Origin of the sequence: Acidovorax sp. PRC11, from assembly GCF_031844105.1 — a bacterium.
GTDB lineage: Bacteria > Pseudomonadota > Gammaproteobacteria > Burkholderiales > Burkholderiaceae_C > Paracidovorax.
The window spans coordinates 95,060-116,197 of sequence record NZ_JAUZUQ010000014.1; the positions used below are offsets into that span (position 1 = coordinate 95,060).

Below are 21,138 nucleotides of genomic sequence, written 5' to 3' on the forward strand. Positions count from 1 at the left end.
GAATGGGGATGGGCATGCTAGCAGCGCGGCCGCCGCACCCGGGCGGCGGGCGCCGTCAGCGGAAATGGTCGAAGGCGAGGTACTGCGCGTCCAGCAGCCCGCCCTGCTCATCCCGCAGGCGCAGTCCCGGTTCGGCCTCGATGGCGCCGATGCGCGTGACCCGCGTGCCGGTCTGCCGCGCGGCGGTTTCGACCTCCGCGCGGCGCCCGGGCGCCGCGGTGAACAGCAGTTCGTAGTCGTCGCCCCCCGCGAGGACGCAGCGCAGCAGGTTCTCCCGGCCGTAGGGCAGCTGATCGGGCACGGGCCCGCCCGCGCAGGCCGCCATGAGCTGCGGGGCGAGCGTGGTGTCGATGTGCGCGCCCACGCCCGAGGCCTGCAGGATGTGGCCCAGGTCGCCCACGAGCCCGTCGCTCACGTCGATGGCGCTGCTGGCCACGCCGCGCAGCGCCTGGCCGAGCGCCACCCGCGGCGTGGGCCGCTCCAGCCGCTCGCGCGCCTGCGCCAGCACCTGCGGCGGCAGCTGCACGGGCATTTCGCCCAGCAGCGCGTCGAGCGCGAGCCGCGCATCGCCCAGGTGGCCGCTCACCCAGAGGTCGTCTCCCGGCCGCGCGCCGCTGCGCAGCAGCGCCTGGCCGGTCGGCACTTCGCCGAACACGGTGATGCAGATGTTGAGCGGCCCCTGGGTGGTGTCGCCACCCACCAGTTCGCAGCCGTGTGCGTCGGCCAGCGCCAGCAGCCCGTCCGAGAAGCCCTGCAGCCAGGCCTCGTCGGCCCGCGGCAGCGACAAGGCCAGCGTGAACGCCAGCGGCCGGGCACCGCAGGCGGCGAGGTCCGACAGGTTCACGGCCAGCGCCTTGTGGCCCAGGTGCGCGGGATAGACGTCGGGAAAGAAATGCCGGCCCTCCACCAGCATGTCGCTGGAGACGGCCAGGTGCATGCCGGCGGCAGGCGCGAGCAGTGCGCAATCGTCGCCCACGCCGAGCGCGGCGCGGCGCACGGGGCGGCGGAAGTAGCGTGCGATCAGGTCGAATTCACCCATGCGCCGAGCATACGCGCAGCCGTGGCCGCGGCGCGCTTCGCAATTCCGCAAGGCGTTTCCGCCAGGATGCCTTCCCGGCCTGCCGGCGGGCAATGCTGCGGTTCTCCGCCCCTCCCTGCGGTCCCGTCCATGAAAATCCATCTGCATGCGCTTCGGCCGTCCGGTACCGTGCCTGAACGTCCTGGACCGTCCCATCCTCCGGAGGCCGCACGTCCGGCGCGGCCGGCGTCGGCGGGGTGGCCGCTGGGCCTGGCGTCCCTGCGCGAGGCCCACCTCCGCGCCGGACACGTCCCGGAGCCGGAAAGCCACTCCGAACTCACGTCCCTGGCGATCATCGATGCGCAAGAGGTCGGCTCGTATTGCGTGGCCGCAGCCAAGTACTTCACCGATCCTCTGCACGGCGTGGCGGAGAAAGCGGGCGAGTTCGCCACGGAAGGGCTGCATGGCGATGGCGCCGGCTCCGCCGGAGGCGGCGGCCCCACGGAGGGCGCGCAGGGCCACGGCGCTGCCGCCGAAGCCGCGGAGCACCACGGCCGGATGCATGCCTTCGCCGAGGAAGGCACGCCTGGCGGTGTCGGCGATCTCGCCGCCACCCTGGCGCTCGGAGGCACCATGCTGCCGCTGTCGGCCGTGGCCATCCATGCCGGTTGCCGCGAACTGCGCGAGGTCGCCGAGCAGCGCAGGGAGCTGCGCGCGCAGAAAGAAGGGCTGCTGCAGCAACGCGAAGTGCTCGCTCCTTTTCTCGAGCGGGGCCGGATGCCTTCGGCGGGCCATGCCCGATCGCATGCGATCGGCCAGGCCATCGACGACCTGGCCTACCAGCAGCACCTCAACCGCCACGACGGCCGCGTGGCCGCGGCGACCCTCACGTCGGCCGGTCTCGTCTTCGCGAAGACGGCGGTGGAAACCTCGGTGCACACGGGGCTGGCGATCGGCGCCGGCAGCGCGAATGCCGCTGGCCTGGTCGCGCACAGCGCGGCAGCCGCGGGCGCGGCCTCTGCGGTCGGCATCGCCGGGGGCTATGTCCTGAGGCCGGCCGCGAGCGTCATGGCGTCGGTGGTGGGCGGGGTGTTCCTGCACCAGTCGCATGTCGAGAAAAAGCGTTTCCGCGCCGACTTTTCGCGGGTGAGCGATTTCCTCGCGGGCGTGGATGCGCGGCGCCTGGGAAGGGACGCGCAGCGCTACCACGACTTCCTGAAGACCAAGTTCGACCAGCGCAAGCGTTTCGTGAACGGCTTCAACAACTGGAACAAGGGCTTCGTCATCGGCGGCGTGACCTACACCGCCAGCACGGCCGCCAAAGTGGGCCTCGGCATTGCGGCGATCGCGGGCGCCAGCGTCGCCGGGCCGGTGGGCCTGGCGCTGCTGATCGGTGCGGGGCTGCTGGGCGCCTTGACGATGGGCGTGGGCTCCCACCAGTTCTTCCTGACGCACGGCAAGGTCCGGCGCTACCGGAACTACGAGCGCAGCGACGCCCCGGGCATCGACCGCGCCTTTCTCGCCATGGCCGACCTGTTGCGGGCGGCAGCGCCCCAGCGATTCCATTCGGCGCGCTCCGAGCTGTCTGCGGACTTCCACTCCGCGAGGTCGCAGTCCCTTTCCCGGCCAGAGGACGATTTCCACTCCGCCCGCTCGCACTTCGCGTTGGATCCGATGCCGGGCGGGGCCGCACTGTTCGCGGAGATGGACGAAGACTTCCATTCTGCCCGGTCCACCCTCGGGCCGGCGGCCTCCGGCGGCGCATGGCCGGCCATCGGGCGCGTGTCGGAAATCCAGCCCGTGGCCGAAGTGCCCGCGGTGGCCGAAGCGGCCGAAGCGGCCACCGCACCCGCAGGCGAGGCGGAGCCGGTCGGATTCCTGCTGCGCAGCGCACTCTACGCCGCCACCGATGGCCAGGAGCGAGCCCTGGGCGGGTTCCTGCGGCAAGCGGCCGAACAGATGAACCGGCACTACCGCGACAAGGGCCGCTCCACCGACGAGGCGCCTCCCCCGGCTTCTTCCCGCAGGCATTCCAGGGGCCGCGAGGCCAAGGCCCTGTGGCGGGGCGGCGTGGCGTACGGCAAATCCCTGCTGACGGGCCACAAGCCCAGCGAGGCCCGCCAGCAGGCCCGCCAAGCCTACACGGACCGCACGGACCGGCTCAATCGCACGGCACTCACCCAATGGCTCGACACCCCCGGCTCCGGACAGGCGCAGCTGGACTACATGCGCAGCGTGGTCGAACTCCAGAAGGCCTACCTGGAGGCCAAACTGGCCGCGCGCCAGCCCCTGCAGGCCCTGGAGGATGCGCTGGCCCGCGCGGACGAAACCCCGGCGGCCGGCGCGCCGGAGCGGCCCGCCGGCCGCCGCCGCCGCAAGGCCGCGAAGAAGGCCGGGCCACCCATGACCCCGGCCCACCTCGCCGCGGAACTCCGCAAGGCCCGCGCCGACGATGAAGCGCGGCTCGCGCGGCTGACCGCATTGCACGCCAGCCTGGGCGGCAACGCGGCGTCCGGGCCCGGCGCTTCGCTGCGCCTGCAGTCGTTGCGGCAGGATTTCCTGCTGTGCGAAACCGGCACGGCCCATCCCGCGCAGGATACGGCCCGGGAATTCGCCCGCCATTGCCTGGAACATGCGCGCGAGCATGCCACCGCGGTGAGGGGCACCCTCCTGGCCACCGAAATGCAGGCCGCCCGCGTGCGCGAAAGGGCGGCCGCGTCGCAGGCCCACCCGGCCCCGTGAGTGCCGCGTCCTTCCCCCCCCCTGGCGGGGACGGCGGGGTGGAAAGGCGCGGCCGGAGGGCCGCGCTCAGGCGGGCGTGCCGCGGAACCGCAGGGCCGCCTGCCGGCTCACCTCGCCCAGCAGCTGCTCGTCGCGCTGCCGGTCGCGCAGCCACCGCGCGTCGTTCTGGCCGGCCGCGGCCTCGCTGCGCAGCAGGTGCAGCGCGCCCGAGGCACCCGTCACCGCCGCGTGGCGCGCGATGTGGTCGATGGTCTGCAGGATGTGGTCGCGCAGCGGCATGTGTTCGCCCGTGGCCGGGTCCACGTAGACCGCCTGCATGCCGAAGCGGCAGGCCTGGAAGCGGTTGTAGGTGTAGACGAGGTAGTCGTCCTCGGTGGGGATGAACGGCTGCTCGGCCAGGAACCAGGCGCCCAGCGCCTGCACGTAGCCCGAGAGCGCGGCGGCGCGCTCGATGGTGAGCGGGGTGTCGAAGACGCGGATCTCGATCGTGCCGAACTCCGGCTTGGGGCGGATGTCCCAGTAGAAATCCTTCATGCTCTTGACCACGCCGGTGCGCGTCATCTTGTCGAAGTACGCCTCGAAGTCGTTCCAGGTGAGCACCATCGGCGCGCGGCCGGAGAGCGGGAACGCGAACACTGAATTGAGGCGCGCCGAATCGAAGGCCGTGTCCTGCCCCTGCACGTAGGGACTGGAGGCCGACATCGCGATGAAGTGCGGGATGTAGCGCGACATGCGGTGCAGCATCAGAAGCGCCTCGTCGGCGCTGGGGCAGCCGATGTGCACGTGCTGGCCGAAGATCGTGAACTGCTTGGAGAGGTAGCCGTAGAGCTGCGACAGCTCCTGGAAGCGGGGCTTGTCGTAGATGCGGCGCTCGTGCCACTGCTGGAAGGGGTGCGTGCCCCCGCCGGCCACGGCGATGTTGAGCTTGTCCGCGCTGCGCACGAGCGCGTCGCGGATCTGCGTGAGCTGGCCCAGCACCTCGCTGCTCGAATGGCAGACGCCCGTCGAGATCTCGATCATGCTGTTGGTCATCTCGGGCACCACGCTGCCGGGCAGCGGGTGCTTCTCCATGAGGCGCAGCATGTCCTCGGCGTAGGGCGCGAGGTCGTAGTTGTGCGTGTTGACGAGCTGCAGCTCCAGCTCGACGCCGAGCGTCAGCGGCTCGGAATGGTGGAATGCTTCCAGGCTCATGGCTGCTGCTCCCGCTCTGCGTTGGCGGCGCGCGTGGCCGGCGCCCAGGGTTTCGAACTCTCTCCGGCGCGGTAGATGGCGACCGTGGCGATGACGGCGCCCAGCACTTCCATGAGCAGGATGGTGGGCAGCGCGATGCGGGCGATCAGCTGGCCGGTGGCGGCCGAGGCCACCACGAACTGCGAGGCGATCAGCAATGCGATGGAGGACATCGGCGTCATCGCGCAGCCCACCCAGAGGGCCTGGCGCCAGCTCGCGCCGCTGCCCACGTTGCCCAGGGCCACGCCCAGGGCCTTGGCGACGAGGCGCACCACGATCAGGGCCAGCACCACGCCCACCACCGGGCCGCTCCAGTCGGCCTGCGCCGCCACGGTGGAGACCAGCACGAACATCAGCATGGTGAGCAGCGAGGCCGCCGTGCCGAGCTGGCGCGGCCAGGCCCAGGGGCGCGGATTGAGCTGCTTGAGCAGCATGCCGGCGAGCAGCGCCGCCAGCGGGGCCGAGCCGCCCATGTGCGCCGCCACCGCCGTGCCGGCGGCGATCAGCGTGAGCAGCAGGAAGGTGGTGTTCTCGCTCGTCGGGCTCATGAAGCGCAGCGCCATGCGCAGCACCAGCGCGAGCACCGCGCCCACGATGATGGACACGCCCAGCACCACCATCACGGGATAGACCGTGTCCATGACGCCCGCGGCCGGCCGGTTGATCAGCTCCGCCGTCGCGCTGCCCAGCGTGAGCGCGTAGAGGGTGGAGAGCGTGGCCAGCACGATGGCGCGGTCGGTCACCGGCCCGGCCGCGCGGGTGTCGGCCACCACGCGCGTCAGCACGGCCGGCGAGGCGGCCAGGGCCACGAGCGCCAGCGGCCCGGCGGCGCGCGGCGGCACGTCCAGCCACAGCATCGCGTAGTACACCGCGAAATAGGTGAGGGCCGATTCCATGATGCTCTGCGCGAGCACCATCGGGTTGTGGCGGAACCAGCGCAGCGGAATGCGTCCGCCGGCCTCGAACAGCACGATCGCGATGCCGAGCTCGAGCAGGAAGAGGCTGATGCCCTGCAGCGGCCAGACCGCGCCGCTGAAGCCCAGCAGGCCCGCGAAGGTGCCCACGAGCGTGTAGCCCACGACCTTCGGCAGGCCGATGTGGCGCTGGAACAGGTAGCCCGAGACCGCGGCCACCGCCAGCAGCAGCGACCACTGGACCGTGGGCAGCCCGGCCGATGGGCGCAGCCACTGCGCCCAGAAACCCATGATTTCATCCATTGTTGTAATCCTTCGCGTCGCGCGGGCGTTCGCCCGCACCCCGCCCGATCCGCGCGAAGGCCCGCGCGTCCCCCGGCCGGGGCCGACCGAATGTACCTGCTGATCCCGGGCCGCTCCTGTAGGACGGGCACTTCCCGCGAAGGGATATCAGCCGGCGCTCCGCGGCACGAAGAACTGCAGCGGCGCGCGGCGCAGGCGGGCCCGCAGCGCGGCGCCCAGGCGCGCCCGTTCCACGCGCGTGACGCTGTGCGCGCGCAGCGCCAGGCGGAAGGCGAGATAGAAGCTCACGGTCACGTTCAGCGCGCCGATGAACGGGATGGTCGCGGCGGCCCACCAGAAGGCGGGCTGGTGCAGCGCGGACATGCCGAGCGAGGTGAGCGCCGCGCCGAGCTGGCCGGTGGACAGCGTCACGTGCCGCACGTCCAGCCCCAGGCCGAAGAAGCCCGCGAACGCGGGCACCAGCCCGAGCATGAAGCCCAGCGACACGTTCGCGGCGAAGCCCGAGAGGTTGGTGCGCCAGAACACGGCCCAGCGGGCCGCGCGGTCCCGACCCAGCAGCGCCGTGATGCGGGGGTTGTACTGCAGCGCCGAGTCGAGCCGCTGCAGCACGAACCAGTTCTCGGCCCAGCCCGCGATGATGCTGGAGGCGAACAGCAGCACGCCGGTGAACGCCGCGTACAGCAGCGAGGGGCCGGCCAGCTGCAGCGAATCCAGCACGTGCCGCGCCTCCGCCCGGCTGATGGCCGGCACGCCCGTGGCCCAGGCGATGGCCAGCGTGAGCCCGGCCACGGCCGGGAAGACGACCAGCACGTTGCCCAGGATGGCGGCCACCTGCGAGCGCACGAGGTGCGTGACCTCGTCCACGAAGGACTCCACCGCCTCCGGCGTCTGCAGCTCCTTGAGCTTCGCGGCCATGGCCGGCGCGGTCATCGCGGGCTGCTTGGTGGCGACCGTGCAGTGCAGCAGCATGATCAGCACGAAGCTCACCGCATAGTTCACCCCGGCCCAGAAGCCGCCCCAGAACGAGGACAGCGCCAGCGCCACGATGCCGAACTTCATGAGCGTGGTGAACGCCATCACGAAGCCGCCGCCGGCCGCCTTGGCGACCATCGCGCGGTATTCCGCGCCGGTGCGGGTGATGTAGTGCTGGCCGGTCTCGGCACTGCGCTCGGCGACCTTCGCGGCCAGCAGCGACGAGTTGGAGGCGATCAGCGCGCGCAGGCTGCGCCGCTCGCGGCCCACGGTCACGAGCCGCGCCATGAGCCGTGCGGCGCTCGTGGCCGGCTCGGGGGAGAGCAGGCAGTCCAGCAGGTCGCGCACGCGCAGGATGCGCTCGCGCAGCTGCCGCAGCCGGAACACGAGCCCGACCGAGATGCCGTTGTCCTCGAAATGCGAATACACGGTGGCCGCGGCGGCGCGGCAGGCCTCCAGCCGCTCGCGCAGCCGCAGCACCGCCTCGTCGAGGCGGTCGGTGGTGCGCAGCTGGTGCAGCACCTCGACCCGCAGGCTCTCGACGTCGCGGATCAGGGCGTGGAACGGCTGCGCGTCGCGCGCGGATTCGCTCATGCGCAGGCGCAGCTCGGGCGCGAAGCCGGTCGAGAGGATCTGCCCCGCGCAGTAGGTAATGGCGTCCAGCAGCGACTGCTGCCAGCGCGTGGCGCCGCCGCCCTCCGTGGCCGGCACCAGCACGGCCAGCAGGCGCTCGAGCAGGGGCTCTTCGAGCGCGGCCAGCCAGAGCGCGTCGAAGGCGTCGGGCAGCGCCAGCATGAAGAGTTCGGAGGCGTCGATCGTCTCCGGACTGCCGGGCAGCAGCTTGTAGCGCAGCCGTTCGGCCACCTCGCTCGCGAGCGCCGTGCGCGGCGCGAACCCGAAATCGGCCAGCAGCGTGGTGATGTCCACCGTGCCCACCAGGGTGCCCCACCAGGCCTGCAGGCGGGCGCGGGCCTCGGCATCGCTCTCGGCCGCTTCGACGAAGCGCTGCACGCGGGAGACCGCGTCTTCGACCGAGCGGCGGTCGCCGCGGATCCAGGCGAGGCATTCGATGAGCCACAGGTGCCGCCGGGCGAGCGGCGCCGCCGGATCGAGGGCCGCGAGCAGGGTGCCGGGCTGTGGCGGCGGGATGCGCCGGCTCAATGCAGCACCCGGCCGGACAGGGGCGTGGCGCCGGGCGTGTTGCCGGAAAGGGCTTCGAGCACGAAGAGCGGCACGGGGCAGTCGAAGCGCTCGCCATCCTCCGCCACGCAGAAGTAGCTGCCGTGCATGCTGCCGCTGGGCGTGCGCAGCCGGCAGCCGCTGGTGTACTGGAAGGCCTCGCCCGGACGCAGCAGCGGCTGCTGGCCGACCACGCCCAGACCCTTGACCTCTTCGGTGTGGCCCCGCGCATCGCTGATCGTCCAGTGCCGTGCGATGAGCTGCGCGGGCACGTCGCCGGTGTTCGTCACGGTGATCGTGTAGGCGAAGCTGTAGACGCCGTCCTCGGGCGCGGACTGGTCGGGAAGGTATTCGGGCAGGACTTCGGCCTGGAACTGGTACTTCGGCATGGGCGCGATATTAGAGGGTTCGCGGCCGGACGGCTCGGCCGTTGCGTCGGCGCAGGGGCCGGCCCGTCGCAGGACGGTGGCTGCGGCGCTGCCGCTGCTGCGACAATCCGGGCATGACCCGCCAATTCCGCATCGCCCCCTCGATCCTGTCCGCCGATTTCGCCCGCCTGGGCGAGGAAGTGAAGAATGTCATCGCCTCCGGCGCCGACTGGGTTCACTTCGACGTGATGGACAACCACTACGTGCCCAACCTCACCTTCGGACCGATGGTGTGCCAGGCGCTCAAGCCCCATGCGGTCACGCAGGACGGCCGCCCCGTGCCGATCGACGTGCACCTGATGGTGCAGCCCGTGGACGCCCTGGCCGCGGCCTTCGCCGAGGCCGGCGCCGACTACATCAGCTTCCACCCGGATGCGTCCGCGCACGTGCACCGCAGCATCCAGGCCATCACCTCCAAGGGCATCAAGGCCGGGGTGGTGTTCAATCCGGCCTCGCCGATCGACGTGCTGGACTGGGTGATCGACGACATCGACCTGATCCTCGTGATGAGCGTGAACCCGGGGTTCGGCGGGCAGAGCTTCATCGATTCCGCCCTGCGCAAGGTGGAGATGCTTCGGCGGCGCATCGACGCCTGCGGCAAGGACATCCGCCTGGAGGTGGACGGCGGCATCAAGGTGGACAACATCCGCCGCGTGGCGGATGCGGGCGCCGACACGTTCGTGGCGGGCAGCGCGATCTTCGGCAAGCCCGACTACCGCGCCGTGATCGACGCGATGCGCGCGCAGCTCGCCTGAGCGCGCGCCGCACCCGGACCGCGAGGGCGGCCCGGCGTGCTGCCGCCAGCTTACTGCTGGGGCATCGGCTGGGGCGCGGGCTGCGTCATCGGCTGGGGCATGGGAGCCGGCGGAGCCATGGGCGCGCCCGGCTTCGGATGCGGATGGGGCTTGCCGTGCGGATGCGGCTTGCCATGGGGCGCCGGCATCGTCTGCGGCTGCATGCCGCCCTGGGGAGGCATGGCGTTGCCGCGGGGCGCGGGCATGGCGCCTGCGCCGGGCTGCGGGGGCACGGGCACCTGCGTGGTGGCTTCCATCAGGATGCCGCCGCCGGCCACGGAGCCGTCCTGCGTACCGGAGCGCACGCGCGCCATGCAGGCGTCGCGGTCCACCGGCGTCTTGAACACTTCGCAGCGCTGCAGGGCGTTGCGCTCATAGCCATTCGCGGCCGTCTCCTGCGACGTGAGCTGGCCCGAACGGGCGGCCTGCAGCGCGGCGCCGGCTTCCTTCAGGCAGGTTTCCCGACCCTGGACCGGGTTGCCGGTCATGCAGGCCTGGCGGTCCTGCTGGTAGCGCTCACGGGCGGCGGCGTCCGCGGGGGCGGCCTGGGCGGCGGCACAGGCCGCGAGCAGACAGGCGGCGGACAGGATGCGGGGAGCGAGGGCGAAGCGATTGGGCATATCAGGAACCTCCAATGTGTCGGTGGTGCCATCCGCGGCGGGACGGCGGGGGTCACAGCTTTCGCGGCATGCGGCGAAAACGGTCGAGCCAGCGTAGCCGGTACGGTGCCCGGGCCGTGTCGGACGGGCCAGACAATCGCTGTGGCCGATGCCCCACGGCCTACACTCGGTCGCAGGGCCGGTGCGGCGCGGCGTGGGCTGCCGGCGCACGCCCGGCGGACAATCGATCTGGAATGTGAAGGATGGACATGGCGGACTCTTCCCCGGCGGCGCTGGTCGCGCACGCCGACGCGGCGATCGTGGACCTGGACGGCACCATGGTGGACACCCTGGGCGACTTCGCCGAGGCGCTGCGGCGCATGCTGGATGAATTGGGCCTGCCGGGCATCGCCGCGGCGGAGATCGAGCGCATGGTCGGCAAGGGCACGGAGCACCTGCTGCGCTCGGTGCTCGCGCACGTGCTGCAGCCCCTGGAGCCGGAGCGCCTGGCCGCGGCGGTGGAGTCGCACTATCCCGCGGCCTGGTCCGCGTACGAGCGGCACTACCTGGACATCAACGGCCGCCATTCGCGGGTGTATGCCGGCGTGGAAGAGGGCCTGCGGGCGCTGCGCGGCGCCGGGCTGCGGCTCGCCTGCGTCACCAACAAGCCCACGGCCTTCGCCGTGCCGCTGCTGCGGGCCAAGGGGCTGGACGGCTTTTTCGACCATGTCTTCGGCGGCGACGCCTTCGAGCGCAAGAAGCCCGATCCGCTGCCGCTGCGCAAGGCCTGCGAGGCGCTGGGCACGCAGCCCGCGCGCACGCTGGCGATCGGCGATTCTGTCAACGACGCGGCCGCGGCGCGCGCCGCGGGCTGCCCGGTGGTGCTGGTGACCTACGGCTACAACCATGGCCAGCCCGCCCGCGAGGTGCCGGCGGACGCGCACGTCGACAGTCTTGAGGAGCTCTGCGCGGCGGCCTGAGCGCAACGGCGGCGCGGGCCTGCTCCCGCCGAGCGCCAGCGGTCAGCCGGCGCGGCCCAGCAGGGCGTCCTTCAGTTTCCAGTCGGCGGGCCGCGGGCCCAGCCAGATGCCCATCAGTGCATCGAAAAAGCCGGCCTCGCGGAACGGTTCGCCCTGCGGCAGGCCCTTCACGGTGATGACCGTGCCGGTGCCCGGCAGCCAGTCGACGGTGATCTGGTCGCCCGGCGCGAGCCGGCGGGTCGCCGCGAACAGCTCGCCCATGCGCAGCACGGCAGGCACGATCTGCGAGAACGCCGCCTTGTCGAGGTTGTCTTCGATGCCGCGGGTGAACAGCGTGCCGAGTTCCGCCGAATCGATGGCGCGCAGCATCGTGATCGACAGCCGCTTGGGGCCCGGCAGCGCCGCCACGCCCTGGGGCGTGTCCGCCCGGGCGGGGAGGTAGAGGCCCGCGGCGTAGACCTGGAAGACCGCCTTGTAGCGCACGCCCGCGCCGTTGAGCACCAGGTCCGAGCCCGCGAGCGCGGCCCGGGGCGCGTAGGCCACCCCGGCCACCGTGACGGCGGGCTGGGCGGCCACGGGTACGCCGCTCCCGAGGAGGAGCATGGCGAGTACCCAGCCGATGCCGCGTTGCCGGAATGTCATTGGAGGATCCAAAAAAAGAACGACCGTTCTTTTTTATTTTCGGTGCGGCCCCCGGCGGACGCAACAGGGTTTTCGCGCAGGGCGCTTTGCTACACTTTGCGCCATGTTCATTCACCACGTGGTCATCACAGGTCGCAGCGGCCGGGGAGCCTGGCCCTGGCGCAAGCCTGCCGCATCGAACCGCTGACCGCACCCGGGCGTCTGGCCCCGGCGTGCCCCTCGCGGCCCCTGCGGGGCCGAATGCAATGAACCTGGCGCGGCAGCCGAACGTGGCACCGCCCGCGGCGCGCCGGCCGACCTGGAGCGACCTCCCGTGATCACCGAACTCGAATTCAAAAGCCTGGCCGGCGACGGCTACAACCGCATTCCGCTCATCGCGGAGGCGTTCGCGGACCTGGAAACCCCCCTGTCCCTCTACCTCAAGCTCGCCCATGCGCGCGACGGCGGGCGCCACAGCTTCCTGCTCGAATCCGTGGTGGGCGGCGAGCGCTTCGGGCGCTACAGCTTCATCGGACTGCCGGCACGCACGCTGCTGCGCGCGAGCGGTTTCGGCGCCGAGGCCCGCACCGAGGTGGTGACCGACGGACAGGTGGTGGAAACCGGCCGGGGCAATCCTCTGGATTTCATCGCCGAGTACCAGAAGCGCTTCAAGGTGGCGCTGCGCCCGGGCCTGCCGCGCTTCTGCGGCGGGCTGGCCGGCTACTTCGGCTACGACGCGGTGCGCCACATCGAGAAGAAGCTCGAGGCGAGCTGCCCGCCCGACGCGCTGGGCATGCCCGACATCCTGCTGCTGCAGTGCGAGGAGGTGGCCGTCATCGACAACCTCTCGGGCAAGCTCTACCTGATCGTGTATGCCGATCCGGCCCAGCCCGAGGCGTATTCGCGCGGCAAGAAGCGGCTGCGCGAACTCAAGGAGCAGCTCAAGTACTCGGTCGCCGCGCCGCAGGTCAAGCCCACCGAGAGCCATCCGCCGCAGCGCGATTTCTCGAAGGCCGACTACCTCGCCGCCGTCGGCCGCGCCAAGGAGCTGATCGCCGCGGGCGATTTCATGCAGGTGCAGATCGGCCAGCGCATCCACAAGCGCTACACCGAGTCGCCGCTGTCGCTCTACCGCGCGCTGCGCTCGCTGAACCCGTCGCCCTACATGTACTACTACCACTTCGGCGACTGCCATGTGGTGGGCGCGAGCCCGGAGATCCTCGTGCGGCAGGAGCGCACGGACGACGGGCAGAAGATCACCATCCGGCCGCTGGCCGGCACGCGCCCGCGCGGCGCCACGCCGGAGGCCGACAAGGCGGCCGAGGTCGAACTGGTGAACGACCCGAAGGAGCGCGCCGAGCACGTGATGCTGATCGACCTCGCGCGCAACGACATCGGCCGCATCGCCCGCACCGGCTCGGTGAAGGTGACCGAGGCCTTCGTGGTCGAGCGCTACAGCCACGTCATGCACATCGTGAGCAACGTCGAGGGCCTGCTGAACGACGGCATGACCAGCATGGACGTGCTCAAGGCCACGTTCCCGGCCGGCACGCTGACCGGCGCGCCGAAGGTGCACGCGATGGAGCTGATCGACCAGCTCGAACCCACCAAGCGCGGCCTCTACGGCGGCGCCTGCGGCTACCTGAGCTATGCCGGCGACATGGACGTGGCCATCGCCATCCGCACGGGCATCGTGAAGGACGGCACCCTCTACGTGCAGGCGGCGGCCGGCGTGGTGGCCGACTCCGTGCCCGAGCTGGAGTGGAAGGAAACCGAACACAAGGCCCGCGCCCTGCTGCGCGCGGCCGAACTCGTCGAAGAAGGACTGGAATGACCCGCGCGATTGAGAAGACCCAGAGTTGCGCCAGCATGGCCGAGGTGCGCGAGCGCATCGATGCGCTCGACGACATCCTGGTGCCGCTGCTGGTGGAGCGCGGCGGCTACATGACCCAGGCGGCGCGCAACAAGCGCGAGGCCTCGCAGGTGCGCGACGAAGGCCGCATCGAGTTCATCGTGCGGCGCGTGCGCGAGCGCGCGCTGGCCGAGGGGGGCGAGCCCGACGTGATCGAGGCGATCTACCGCGGCATGATGGAGGCGTACATCGCCTACGAGCACCGCGAGTTCGCGCGCCTGGAGGCAGCGGGCGAGAAGGGTGCCGTGGGGCGCGGCGAGCCGCCCGCCCGGTAGCACGGCCCGCTCACCGCCCCGGGCGCGGGCCTGCCGCTGCGGTCAGACCCGCGCGGACGACAGCTTGAAGGCGTTGGAGAGCGTGGAACGGTTGGAGATGCCCCAGCGCGAGGCCACTTCCAGCATGTGCACGCGGCCGCCCGTGGCGCTGGCTTCCTCCATTTCCCCCTCGATGCGGCGCACGCGCTCGCGCCGGATCAGTTCCGCCGGCGTCATGCCGAGGTGGTTGCGGAAAGCCAGTTGCAGCGCGCGCTCGGTGACGCCGAGCCGGCCCGCGATCTCGCGCACCGACAGGCTGGCGTCCTGCAGGTGCTCGATGATGTAGCGGTAGGCGGCGCGGTAGCGCGGGGGCAGGCGCAGGCCCACCGTGTCCTGGGGCGCGCTGCCGCCGGCGGGCGCATCCCCGCGCTGCGCCGCCTGGTGGACGACGCGCATGGTCTGGGCGACATGGCGCTTGTAGAAGCGCAGGGATTCCCCCAGCCGCCCTTCGCTCATGTGGATCTTCGACAGGCAGTACTGGATGTCGGACGCCAGGGGATGGTGCTCGATCTCGCGCTCGCTGCCGGCCAGCGGCAGGATCATTTCGCGCGCCGCGGGCACGGCCCGGACCGCCAGCAGGGCCAGGCCGCCTTCGACGCGGGCCTCGCCGTCGATCCCCGCCAGGCCGTGCTGGCGCAGCCAGCGCGAGAAGGCGGCCACCGCTTCCTGGCGGGCCGTCGCGGGGCAGGCCTGCAGTCCGATCAGGTGGCCCAGGCGCGCGCGCAGCAGCGCGGGCGTGGCGGCATCCGACTCCAGCGCCCGCAACTGGGCGAGCAGGGCGTCGGCGGGCAGCCGGTCGCGGCCCAGTTCCCGGGCGGGCTCGGCGAACGCATGGTCGGAGAGTTCGTCGGCATGCAGCAGTTCGGCGTGCGCCAGGATCTCGAGCCGCACGGCCTGGGCATGGCCCGCGAGTCCTGCCGTGTCCGGTGCGTCGCAGAGCGACTGCGCCCGGTGCGCCACGACCAGCGCGGCGGCATGCTGCCCCTGCGCCTGGAGCGACAGTGCCAGGCCGCAGCAGGCCTCGACGCGCAGCGGGGCGGGGGATTCGTGGTCGTTGGCCACGATCGCCCAGCAGGCCGCGGCGCGGGCGGGCTTGCGCAGGTGCTGGAACATCCAGGCCTGGTCCAGGGCCGAATGCCAGCGCACCGTGCTGCGCGAGACCGCGTCGTAGCACTTGAGCTGCTGATGGAACACGTCGGCCGCGATCTCCTCCTGGCCGATCAGCAGCAGGATGCGGCCGAGCAGGGCCCCTTCCTCCACGCTGGCGGCGTCGCGCGCCTGGCCGCGCTCCAGCCGGCGGCGGCCCGTCGCCGCGGCCTCCTTGATCTGCAGGTTCTGCAGCATCTGGGCCAAGGCCGGTGCGCCCTGGCCGATGCGCTGGCACGAGAGAGAGAGCAGAGAGATGAGCATGGTGTCGTCGCGGCCCCCGCCGCGCCCCTGTGTTGAATGACGGGTCCATGCTAGGAACGGGGGGCTGGCGAAAGCTCACGCAGATGGTGCGAAATCCTCAAATTTGCGCACTTCCGCGGTTTTCGGGCGAGGCGATGAAGGGCGCAGCACCGGGCGCGGCGGGGCGATCCTGCCAGCCCGGCGCGGTGCATTTACCTGGAAGGAGACCGCGACTTTCCGTGGGCCGGCACTCTCCGGACCGAGCGCCTATTAACAAACAGTTGCATACAGGGAAGGTCTGATGCAATTGAAGGAACAAATTGACTATTTCTATCGATGCGGGACCACCGATTGCCACACAGAACTCGACCGGAATGGATAAGCTTTGAATCAGATGCCACTCACGCACGGCTGTCTGCAGGGAAAGGGATTCCTGCAACGGTCCGGTGGCATCCACAGGGCTCTCGAAGCGCTGTCCAGATCAATGAAAACGTTGCGTATGGGGAACTTTCATGCAAGTCGCTTTGCTCTCACGCCGGCCCGTGGTGAACACATTCCTCGTGGACATGCTGAACCGGGGAGGCATCGAGGCCGTGTCGCAGATCAGCATCACCGCCTTCCGCCAGCAGGCACGGGCGCAGCCGCCGGACGCGGTGATCCTGGAGGATGCCGGCGGCACGCTCGCCGAGGATCTGGGCCTGATCCGCAGCTGCATCTCGTCCCAGGTGCCGGTGCTGGTGGCGGGCTCGGAACTGCAGGCGGGCTTCGGCATGGCGCTCGCCTGCGGTGCGGTGGATTACATCAACCTCTCCCGCATCGGCCACGATGAGCTCAAGGCCCGCATCCGGGGCCACGTGGAAGCCTTCGCACAGGAGGCCGCGTGCGCCATCGCGCTGGACGGCTGCGAACTCGATCCGGCCCGCCAGTGCCTGGTGCACCGCGGCACCGTCGTCGAACTCACCCACCGCGAGTGCGAGCTGGCCTGGCTGCTGTTCTCGCGGCCGAACCAGGTCGTCTCGTCGCCGACCATCGTGGCGCGGGTGTGGGGGCGTTCGGTGGAGTCCAATAAGCGCACGCTGGAGCAGCACGTCTACAGGCTGCGCACGAAACTGCGGGAATGCGGCTGCGGCCTGCGCGTGCAGGCGGCGTACGGGCGGGGCTATCGCCTGCTCGCCTCCACGGTCGAGGCCGCCGGCCCGGTCCACGTGCCGGTGAGCACGCCGGCACGGCGCGTGTATGCGGCGCCGCCGATGGCGGCCCTTCCGTCGATGCCGCCGCTGGCCAGCTGAACGGCGGCGGTGCGCGGCTCCCGGGCGCACCGCCGGCGTGCCGGCGCACCCTGCGGCCTGCGCAAGCCGCCCCGGATCAGACCTTGATCCACAGATAGTCGCCGGAGCAGATGCCCAGGAAGGCCTCCTCGTGGGAGGCCAGGATGTTGTCTCCCCAGTACCGTCCGTGCTCCGCGTAATGCGTGAGCGTCTCGGCCAGCCAGCCGCCGTTGATGTCGGGCGTCATGGGAACCCGCACGATCAGGATGATGCCGCCCGTGTCGGGGTTGATGCCCGCCTGGGCCTGGTCCTGGGCATAGACGGTGAGGTTGGCCTCCAGCAGCAGCCGGTACACGGTGAGCGTGCGCCCCGGGGTGACGATGCCGAAATGGAAGTTGATGTACATGGCGGCCACGTCGTTCTCGTAGTGCGTGAGCTGCACCTCGAAGCCCTCCACCTCGACCCAGCCGCGGTCCAGCACGGCGCCCGGGTCGGGCAGGTCGATGGCGGCGCACAGTTCGGTGACGAGCTGCTCGTACTGCTGGTAGCTCATGCGCGGGGCCCGGTGTCGGGTACCAGCCAGGCGGAGCCCCCGTCCAGCCGTTCCGCGGCCAGCCGGCGCTGCTCCCGGGTCCTCGGGCGGCTGCAGTTCAGCAATTGCAGCGGCAGCAGCGCGAAGCGGTCCGAGGGCATCTCCACACCCTGCAGCCCCGCGCGCAGCAGCGCTTCCTTCACCTTGGCCACGGAGGACAGCGCTTCCTCGCCATGCTGCTCGCCCAGGTATTTCGCGATGCGCGCGAGCAGCATGGCCTGCACCGGGTGGCCGACGCCGTGCCTGGCCCACACGATCTCCGCGAGCGTCGATACGAGGGTGTCGGCCCGCTCCTGCGGGTCCGGGCTGGAGAGCCCCGCCTCGAACCGGTCGAGCACCGCCTGCATCTGCTGCAGCCGCTGCGACGCGCCCGCGGGTTCCCGCCCGGCGCCCTCGCCACCGCCCTGGCCCGGCTGGCGGCCCCCGGATCGCCCTTCCGTGCCGGAGTCCCCGCCCCGGGCGTCCTGCGGCGTCGCCTGGCTGCCGGGCTGCAGGAAGATGTCCTCGTCCTGCTCGCCGGGCCCGGCGTCATCATGGCTTCGCGTGAGCCGCTCTTCGCCGCTGCGCTCGCGCGAACTGCGGGAGTCCGCATCCTCTTCGACGCGGGATTCGCTGCGCGCGGTTCTGCCGCTTTCTTCCGCGCGCTCGAAATCGGCCTGGAAATCCAGCGCCGAGTGTGCGCTCTCGGGCGCATGTTCGTTGCCCAGTCCGGGCAGCGCGCTCTGGCGGGGCGGCGGCGAGGGCGGGCGCCCCAGCGTCCTGAAGACGTAGTCGCCCCAGCGGCCCTGCAGTGCGGCGCGCTGCCGGTCATGCACTCCTTCCTGGATCTGCTGCTCGTTCAGGTGTTCGCGCTTGATGAGCTGCTGGAGCAGCTGGCGGGTGCGCTGCTGGCGCAGCCGCAGCACGCTGAAGAGGCCCGGAATCATGGCGCGAAGACCGCCGTGAGAAGCCGCTGTGAGAACTGCAGCACCGTGCCGCCCACCCAAGGCGCGGTCGCGGCGACGGTCACCGTCACGCAGATGAGCTTGATGCCCTGCGAGATCGACTGGTCCTGCACGGAGGTGACGGCCTGCACGAGGGCCACGAGCAGGCCGACGATGGCCGCCACGGCCACGGCGGGCAGCGACAGCACGAGGCACAGCATGAGCGCCTCGGAGGTGAGCTGGATGACGTTGTCGTAGTTCATGGCGCTCCGCGCGGTCAGCGGTAGGTCATCACCAGCCCGTGCATCACCTGCGACCAGCCGTCGAGCATGACGAACAGCAGCAGCTTGAAGGGAATGGCGACGTTGGTGGGCGAGACCTGGGAGAGGCCCATGGCCAGCAGGATGTTGGCGATGACCAGCTCCACGATGATGAAGGCCAGGTACAGCAGGAAGCCGATGCGGAAGGCGGCCGCGAGTTCGGTGAGGAGGAACGCGGGCGCCAGCACGATCAGGTCGTCGGACTGGAGGGCCTGGGCGCGTTCCGGAGGCCAGAGCGCGGTGGCGGATTTCAGGAAGAACGCCTTTTCCTCGGCGGCCGCATGCTTGGCCAGGAAGGCGCGGAACGGCTCGCGCGCGGCCCCGGCGGCCGCCAGCAGCTGCTGCGTGCTCGAACTCTGCGCGGCGGGCGGCAGCATCTGCAGGCGGTCCGAGGCTTCCATGACCACCGGCGACATGACGTAGACGGAGATGATGATGGCGATGCCGTTCAGCACCATGTTGGGAGGAACCTGCTGCACGCCCAGCGCGTTGCGCAGCAGGCCCAGCACCACCACCACCTTGGTGTAGGAAGTGACGATCATGGCGGCGAACGGCAGCACCGCCAGCATCAGCAGCGTGATGCCCAGGGAGACGGGGTCGAGCCCCGGCATCGGGGTCATGGCGCGGCCGATGCGGCGGACGCGGCGATGCCGCCCAGGGCCATGTGCGCGATGCGCACGCCCAGCCGGTTGCCGATCACGACCAGGTGCCCGGTGCCCACCACCTGCTCGTGGCAGACGATGCGCACCACGGCGTCGCGCGCGGGAGCTGCCAGCGGGACGATGGCGCCGGCATCGAGCGCCGCCAGATCGCCGAGGCGGATGCGCGCGGTGTCGATCTCGAACGCGATGGGCACGCTGATGAGGCCGACGTCCGCCAGGAGATGCGGCTCCTGCGGCGCTCCGCCGGCCTGCTGCGGCCCCTCGGCGGCCGCACGGGCCGGGGCCGCGGCGGGCGGGGGCGTGCCCGGCGCATGGGCTTCGCCGGCGCTGACGGCGTGGGCGCGGGGCGCGTCGCGCAGGGTCAGCTCCGAGGCATCGAGATCGAGTTCTGCAAGGATCTGCATGGTGTTTCCCAGTCCGAAGTAGAGATGGCAGGGGCTGCGGTGGCCGCCGGTCACCAGGCCGCAGAGGACGACGTCGCCGGGCGCGAGGGTTCCCAGATCCGCCGGGGCGAGCTGGCGGGTGCCGATGTGCACGCGGCCCGGCAGCCGCAGGCCGGGCAGCGGCGTGCCTCCGGCATCGCCGGCGCGGGCCAGGCAGGCCCGCACCCGCGCCGCGACCTTCGCGTCGAGGGCGCGCAGGCCGATGCGTGCGCGGCCGCACACCCATTCCAGCGGCGCCGAATGCACGGCGGTGTGCACGGCCAGGCCCCTCAGGGCGAGCCCGGGCAGTTCGTCCGCCAGGGCCGCGAGGGGCGCCGCGAGCATGGCTTCCGCCACATCGCGCGCCAGTGCCGGGTCCGCCATGCGCGCCACCATGCCGAGCGCGGGCCAGGACGACAGCGGCACGGAGACCTGCAGGTTTCCATGCATGCACGTGAAGTCCAGCGCGATCGCATCGTGCGGGGCGCCCCCCGCCGCCACCCGGCCCGGCTCGCCCCCGCAGGCCCGGCTCGCCCAGCGCGCAAAGCGCCGGTCGAACGCGATGCGGGCCAGACGCGCTTCGCCGGGGTGCACGGCCGGCAGGCAGTCGGCCAGCGTGGCGGCCGGGGGCGGGGAGGGCGCGAGTGCGGTCACGGCAGTGGCTCCAGATCGATGTCGATGCCGCGCTGCCCGGGGCCCAATGCCTCGAGCTGCGCGCGCAATGGATCGCGATGGAGGGAGATTAGGTGGGCCGCCTCGGGCGAGCCGGTGCGGAACCGAAGGTGCATCGCATAAGGCGAAAGGGACAGCAGGACCTCGCTGTCCGGCAGCACGGCGGGGTCCATCGGCACCGTGACCGACCAGGACTGGAACGCCGGGTCCGCCCGGAAGCAGAGCCACGCGATGCGCTGCACCGTGTCCTGCAGCCAGGCGGGCGCGCCGCCGGGCGGCGAGGCGGTGCCGGCGCCAGGCATGCCGCGGGGGCCGCGCTCCTCCCGCTCACGGCGCGGCTCGCCATCGCCGCGCCGGCCATCGGGTTGCGCCGCGATGCCCGGGGGCGGGACGGGTTCCAGGCGCGGCGCGATGGTGTCCGGCGGTGGCGTCGCGCCCGCCGGCTCCGGATCGAGCCCGGGCAGGAGCGGCCCGGAGGCGCTGCCCTGCGACCGGAACGGACCGCTGGCGGGCGGCCAGGCATCCACCGCGACCCACCCGCCGAAAGGCTCCGGCAACGGGATGGGCCCGGAGGGCAGCGGAGCGATGGCCTCGGGCGTTTCGTCCTCCTCGCCGCGCGCGCAATCCCGGGCACCGGGTTCCGTGCAGGGCCCGACGGTCCATGGGGGGGGCCGCATTCCCGCCAGGCCGGAAGGCGCCGGCATGCCGGATGCGCCGCCCGGCCCGGGGAGCGCCTCGCCGGACAGATGGCGCTGAAAGCGTCCGGCCGCGGCCGCCGCGAACGGGCTGGCCGGGCCCCGGATGCCGGGGGGGGGCCCCCGGCCTGCGGGGTGGGGCCCGTGGCGGCGGCCGGGCGCCGCGGGAGGGAGGGGGTGCGCTCCACG

Annotated in this window: 20 protein-coding genes; 6 read left to right on the forward strand and 14 right to left on the reverse strand. The window is 71.7% G+C overall.

The annotated features are described in order from the left end of the window. Window positions 1-55: 55 nt before the first annotated feature. Window positions 56-1,039 (reverse strand): thiamine-phosphate kinase, encoded by a 984-nt coding sequence (gene thiL, locus Q9R47_RS16505; protein WP_311234270.1) that lies wholly within the window; start codon window positions 1,037-1,039, stop codon window positions 56-58. Between the two features lie 129 nt (window positions 1,040-1,168). Here thiL and Q9R47_RS16510 point away from each other — a divergent pair, with 129 nt between their 5' ends. Beyond that, window positions 1,169-3,760 carry a hypothetical protein gene (locus tag Q9R47_RS16510; protein WP_311234271.1) on the forward strand — a complete coding sequence of 864 codons (2,592 nt, stop codon included), beginning with the start codon at window positions 1,169-1,171 and terminating at the stop codon, window positions 3,758-3,760. 66 nt (window positions 3,761-3,826) lie between these two features. Here Q9R47_RS16510 and Q9R47_RS16515 read toward each other — a convergent pair whose 3' ends face one another. From Q9R47_RS16515 to apaG, 4 genes are all read right to left on the reverse strand, one after another. Further along, window positions 3,827-4,951 carry a YbdK family carboxylate-amine ligase gene (locus Q9R47_RS16515; RefSeq protein WP_311234272.1) on the reverse strand — a complete coding sequence of 375 codons (1,125 nt, stop codon included), beginning with the start codon at window positions 4,949-4,951 and terminating at the stop codon, window positions 3,827-3,829. Further along, window positions 4,948-6,207, reverse strand: coding sequence for a cation:proton antiporter (locus tag Q9R47_RS16520; RefSeq protein WP_311234273.1), 1,260 nt, complete (start codon window positions 6,205-6,207; stop codon window positions 4,948-4,950). Before Q9R47_RS16520 ends, Q9R47_RS16515 begins: the two co-directional genes overlap by 4 nt. A 147-nt stretch (window positions 6,208-6,354) precedes the next feature. Continuing rightward, on the reverse strand, window positions 6,355-8,340 hold the full coding sequence (locus Q9R47_RS16525; RefSeq protein WP_311234274.1) for a site-specific recombinase: 1,986 nt from the start codon (window positions 8,338-8,340) through the stop codon (window positions 6,355-6,357). Further along, window positions 8,337-8,747: a Co2+/Mg2+ efflux protein ApaG gene (gene apaG / locus Q9R47_RS16530; RefSeq protein WP_311234275.1), complete on the reverse strand. Its 411-nt coding sequence runs from the start codon at window positions 8,745-8,747 to the stop codon at window positions 8,337-8,339. Before apaG ends, Q9R47_RS16525 begins: the two co-directional genes overlap by 4 nt. Window positions 8,748-8,860: 113 nt before the next feature. Between apaG and rpe the strand changes: the two genes are divergently transcribed. Further along, a complete protein-coding gene (gene rpe, locus Q9R47_RS16535) occupies window positions 8,861-9,541 on the forward strand; it encodes a ribulose-phosphate 3-epimerase (RefSeq protein WP_311234276.1) in 681 nt (226 codons plus the stop codon). Window positions 9,542-9,591: 50 nt separating this feature from the next. Here the strand turns inward: rpe and Q9R47_RS16540 are convergent, their stop codons facing one another. Beyond that, a complete protein-coding gene (locus Q9R47_RS16540; RefSeq protein ID WP_311234277.1) occupies window positions 9,592-10,200 on the reverse strand; it encodes a hypothetical protein in 609 nt (202 codons plus the stop codon). Window positions 10,201-10,448: 248 nt separating this feature from the next. Here Q9R47_RS16540 and gph point away from each other — a divergent pair, with 248 nt between their 5' ends. After that, window positions 10,449-11,159, forward strand: a complete 711-nt coding sequence (gph, locus tag Q9R47_RS16545; protein ID WP_311234278.1) for a phosphoglycolate phosphatase — start codon at window positions 10,449-10,451, stop codon at window positions 11,157-11,159. Between the two features lie 42 nt (window positions 11,160-11,201). On the opposite strand, the gene Q9R47_RS16550 is transcribed toward gph, so the two are convergent. Continuing rightward, window positions 11,202-11,801, reverse strand: coding sequence for a chalcone isomerase family protein (locus tag Q9R47_RS16550; RefSeq protein ID WP_311234279.1), 600 nt, complete (start codon window positions 11,799-11,801; stop codon window positions 11,202-11,204). Window positions 11,802-12,114: 313 nt separating this feature from the next. Here Q9R47_RS16550 and trpE point away from each other — a divergent pair, with 313 nt between their 5' ends. Both trpE and Q9R47_RS16560 read left to right on the forward strand, forming a co-directional pair. Beyond that, entirely contained in the window at window positions 12,115-13,614 is a 1,500-nt protein-coding gene (gene trpE, locus Q9R47_RS16555) for an anthranilate synthase component I (RefSeq protein ID WP_311234280.1), read from the forward strand. Further along, window positions 13,611-13,967 (forward strand): chorismate mutase, encoded by a 357-nt coding sequence (locus Q9R47_RS16560; RefSeq protein WP_311234281.1) that lies wholly within the window; start codon window positions 13,611-13,613, stop codon window positions 13,965-13,967. The genes trpE and Q9R47_RS16560 overlap by 4 nt, the downstream gene beginning before the upstream one ends. Window positions 13,968-14,009: 42 nt before the next feature. Here the strand turns inward: Q9R47_RS16560 and Q9R47_RS16565 are convergent, their stop codons facing one another. After that, complete coding sequence (locus Q9R47_RS16565; protein ID WP_311234282.1) at window positions 14,010-15,416, reverse strand: helix-turn-helix domain-containing protein; 1,407 nt, start codon at window positions 15,414-15,416, stop codon at window positions 14,010-14,012. 491 nt (window positions 15,417-15,907) lie between these two features. Here Q9R47_RS16565 and Q9R47_RS16570 point away from each other — a divergent pair, with 491 nt between their 5' ends. Continuing rightward, window positions 15,908-16,684, forward strand: coding sequence for a response regulator transcription factor (locus tag Q9R47_RS16570; RefSeq protein WP_311234283.1), 777 nt, complete (start codon window positions 15,908-15,910; stop codon window positions 16,682-16,684). 76 nt (window positions 16,685-16,760) lie between these two features. Here Q9R47_RS16570 and Q9R47_RS16575 read toward each other — a convergent pair whose 3' ends face one another. From Q9R47_RS16575 to Q9R47_RS16600, 6 genes are read right to left on the reverse strand one after another with little or no spacing between them, the layout of a single operon-like run. Further along, the gene (locus tag Q9R47_RS16575) at window positions 16,761-17,216 is read right to left on the reverse strand and encodes a molecular chaperone Tir (RefSeq protein ID WP_311234284.1); all 456 of its coding nucleotides are present in this window, start codon (window positions 17,214-17,216) and stop codon (window positions 16,761-16,763) included. Then, window positions 17,213-18,181 carry a hypothetical protein gene (locus Q9R47_RS16580; protein WP_311234285.1) on the reverse strand — a complete coding sequence of 323 codons (969 nt, stop codon included), beginning with the start codon at window positions 18,179-18,181 and terminating at the stop codon, window positions 17,213-17,215. Before Q9R47_RS16580 ends, Q9R47_RS16575 begins: the two co-directional genes overlap by 4 nt. Next, window positions 18,178-18,441, reverse strand: a complete 264-nt coding sequence (gene sctS / locus Q9R47_RS16585; protein ID WP_311234286.1) for a type III secretion system export apparatus subunit SctS — start codon at window positions 18,439-18,441, stop codon at window positions 18,178-18,180. The genes Q9R47_RS16580 and sctS overlap by 4 nt, the downstream gene beginning before the upstream one ends. A 14-nt stretch (window positions 18,442-18,455) precedes the next feature. Next, on the reverse strand, window positions 18,456-19,118 hold the full coding sequence (sctR, locus tag Q9R47_RS16590) for a type III secretion system export apparatus subunit SctR (RefSeq protein WP_311234287.1): 663 nt from the start codon (window positions 19,116-19,118) through the stop codon (window positions 18,456-18,458). Continuing rightward, window positions 19,115-20,236, reverse strand: coding sequence for a FliM/FliN family flagellar motor switch protein (locus tag Q9R47_RS16595; protein ID WP_311234288.1), 1,122 nt, complete (start codon window positions 20,234-20,236; stop codon window positions 19,115-19,117). The genes sctR and Q9R47_RS16595 overlap by 4 nt, the downstream gene beginning before the upstream one ends. Then, the gene (locus Q9R47_RS16600; RefSeq protein ID WP_311234289.1) at window positions 20,233-20,931 is read right to left on the reverse strand and encodes a type III secretion HpaP family protein; all 699 of its coding nucleotides are present in this window, start codon (window positions 20,929-20,931) and stop codon (window positions 20,233-20,235) included. Before Q9R47_RS16600 ends, Q9R47_RS16595 begins: the two co-directional genes overlap by 4 nt. Window positions 20,932-21,138: the final 207 nt, after the last annotated feature.

Bases quoted from the DNA above. Each gene is read 5' to 3' on its own strand.
- sctS (WP_311234286.1), bottom strand. From the start codon at position 18,441: ATGAACTACGACAACGTCATCCAGCTCACCTCCGAGGCGCTCATGCTG.
- Q9R47_RS16550 (WP_311234279.1), bottom strand. From the start codon at position 11,801: ATGACATTCCGGCAACGCGGCATCGGCTGGGTACTCGCCATGCTCCTC.
- Q9R47_RS16515 (WP_311234272.1), bottom strand. From the start codon at position 4,951: ATGAGCCTGGAAGCATTCCACCATTCCGAGCCGCTGACGCTCGGCGTC.
- Q9R47_RS16520 (WP_311234273.1), bottom strand. From the start codon at position 6,207: ATGGATGAAATCATGGGTTTCTGGGCGCAGTGGCTGCGCCCATCGGCC.
- Q9R47_RS16560 (WP_311234281.1), top strand. From the start codon at position 13,611: ATGACCCGCGCGATTGAGAAGACCCAGAGTTGCGCCAGCATGGCCGAG.
- Q9R47_RS16540 (WP_311234277.1), bottom strand. From the start codon at position 10,200: ATGCCCAATCGCTTCGCCCTCGCTCCCCGCATCCTGTCCGCCGCCTGT.
- sctR (WP_311234287.1), bottom strand. From the start codon at position 19,118: ATGACCCCGATGCCGGGGCTCGACCCCGTCTCCCTGGGCATCACGCTG.
- Q9R47_RS16510 (WP_311234271.1), top strand. From the start codon at position 1,169: ATGAAAATCCATCTGCATGCGCTTCGGCCGTCCGGTACCGTGCCTGAA.
- Q9R47_RS16570 (WP_311234283.1), top strand. From the start codon at position 15,908: ATGCAAGTCGCTTTGCTCTCACGCCGGCCCGTGGTGAACACATTCCTC.
- Q9R47_RS16575 (WP_311234284.1), bottom strand. From the start codon at position 17,216: ATGAGCTACCAGCAGTACGAGCAGCTCGTCACCGAACTGTGCGCCGCC.
- Q9R47_RS16600 (WP_311234289.1), bottom strand. From the start codon at position 20,931: ATGCGGCCCCCCCCATGGACCGTCGGGCCCTGCACGGAACCCGGTGCC.
- rpe (WP_311234276.1), top strand. From the start codon at position 8,861: ATGACCCGCCAATTCCGCATCGCCCCCTCGATCCTGTCCGCCGATTTC.
- Q9R47_RS16565 (WP_311234282.1), bottom strand. From the start codon at position 15,416: ATGCTCATCTCTCTGCTCTCTCTCTCGTGCCAGCGCATCGGCCAGGGC.
- thiL (WP_311234270.1), bottom strand. From the start codon at position 1,039: ATGGGTGAATTCGACCTGATCGCACGCTACTTCCGCCGCCCCGTGCGC.
- Q9R47_RS16580 (WP_311234285.1), bottom strand. From the start codon at position 18,181: ATGATTCCGGGCCTCTTCAGCGTGCTGCGGCTGCGCCAGCAGCGCACC.
- apaG (WP_311234275.1), bottom strand. From the start codon at position 8,747: ATGCCGAAGTACCAGTTCCAGGCCGAAGTCCTGCCCGAATACCTTCCC.
- gph (WP_311234278.1), top strand. From the start codon at position 10,449: ATGGCGGACTCTTCCCCGGCGGCGCTGGTCGCGCACGCCGACGCGGCG.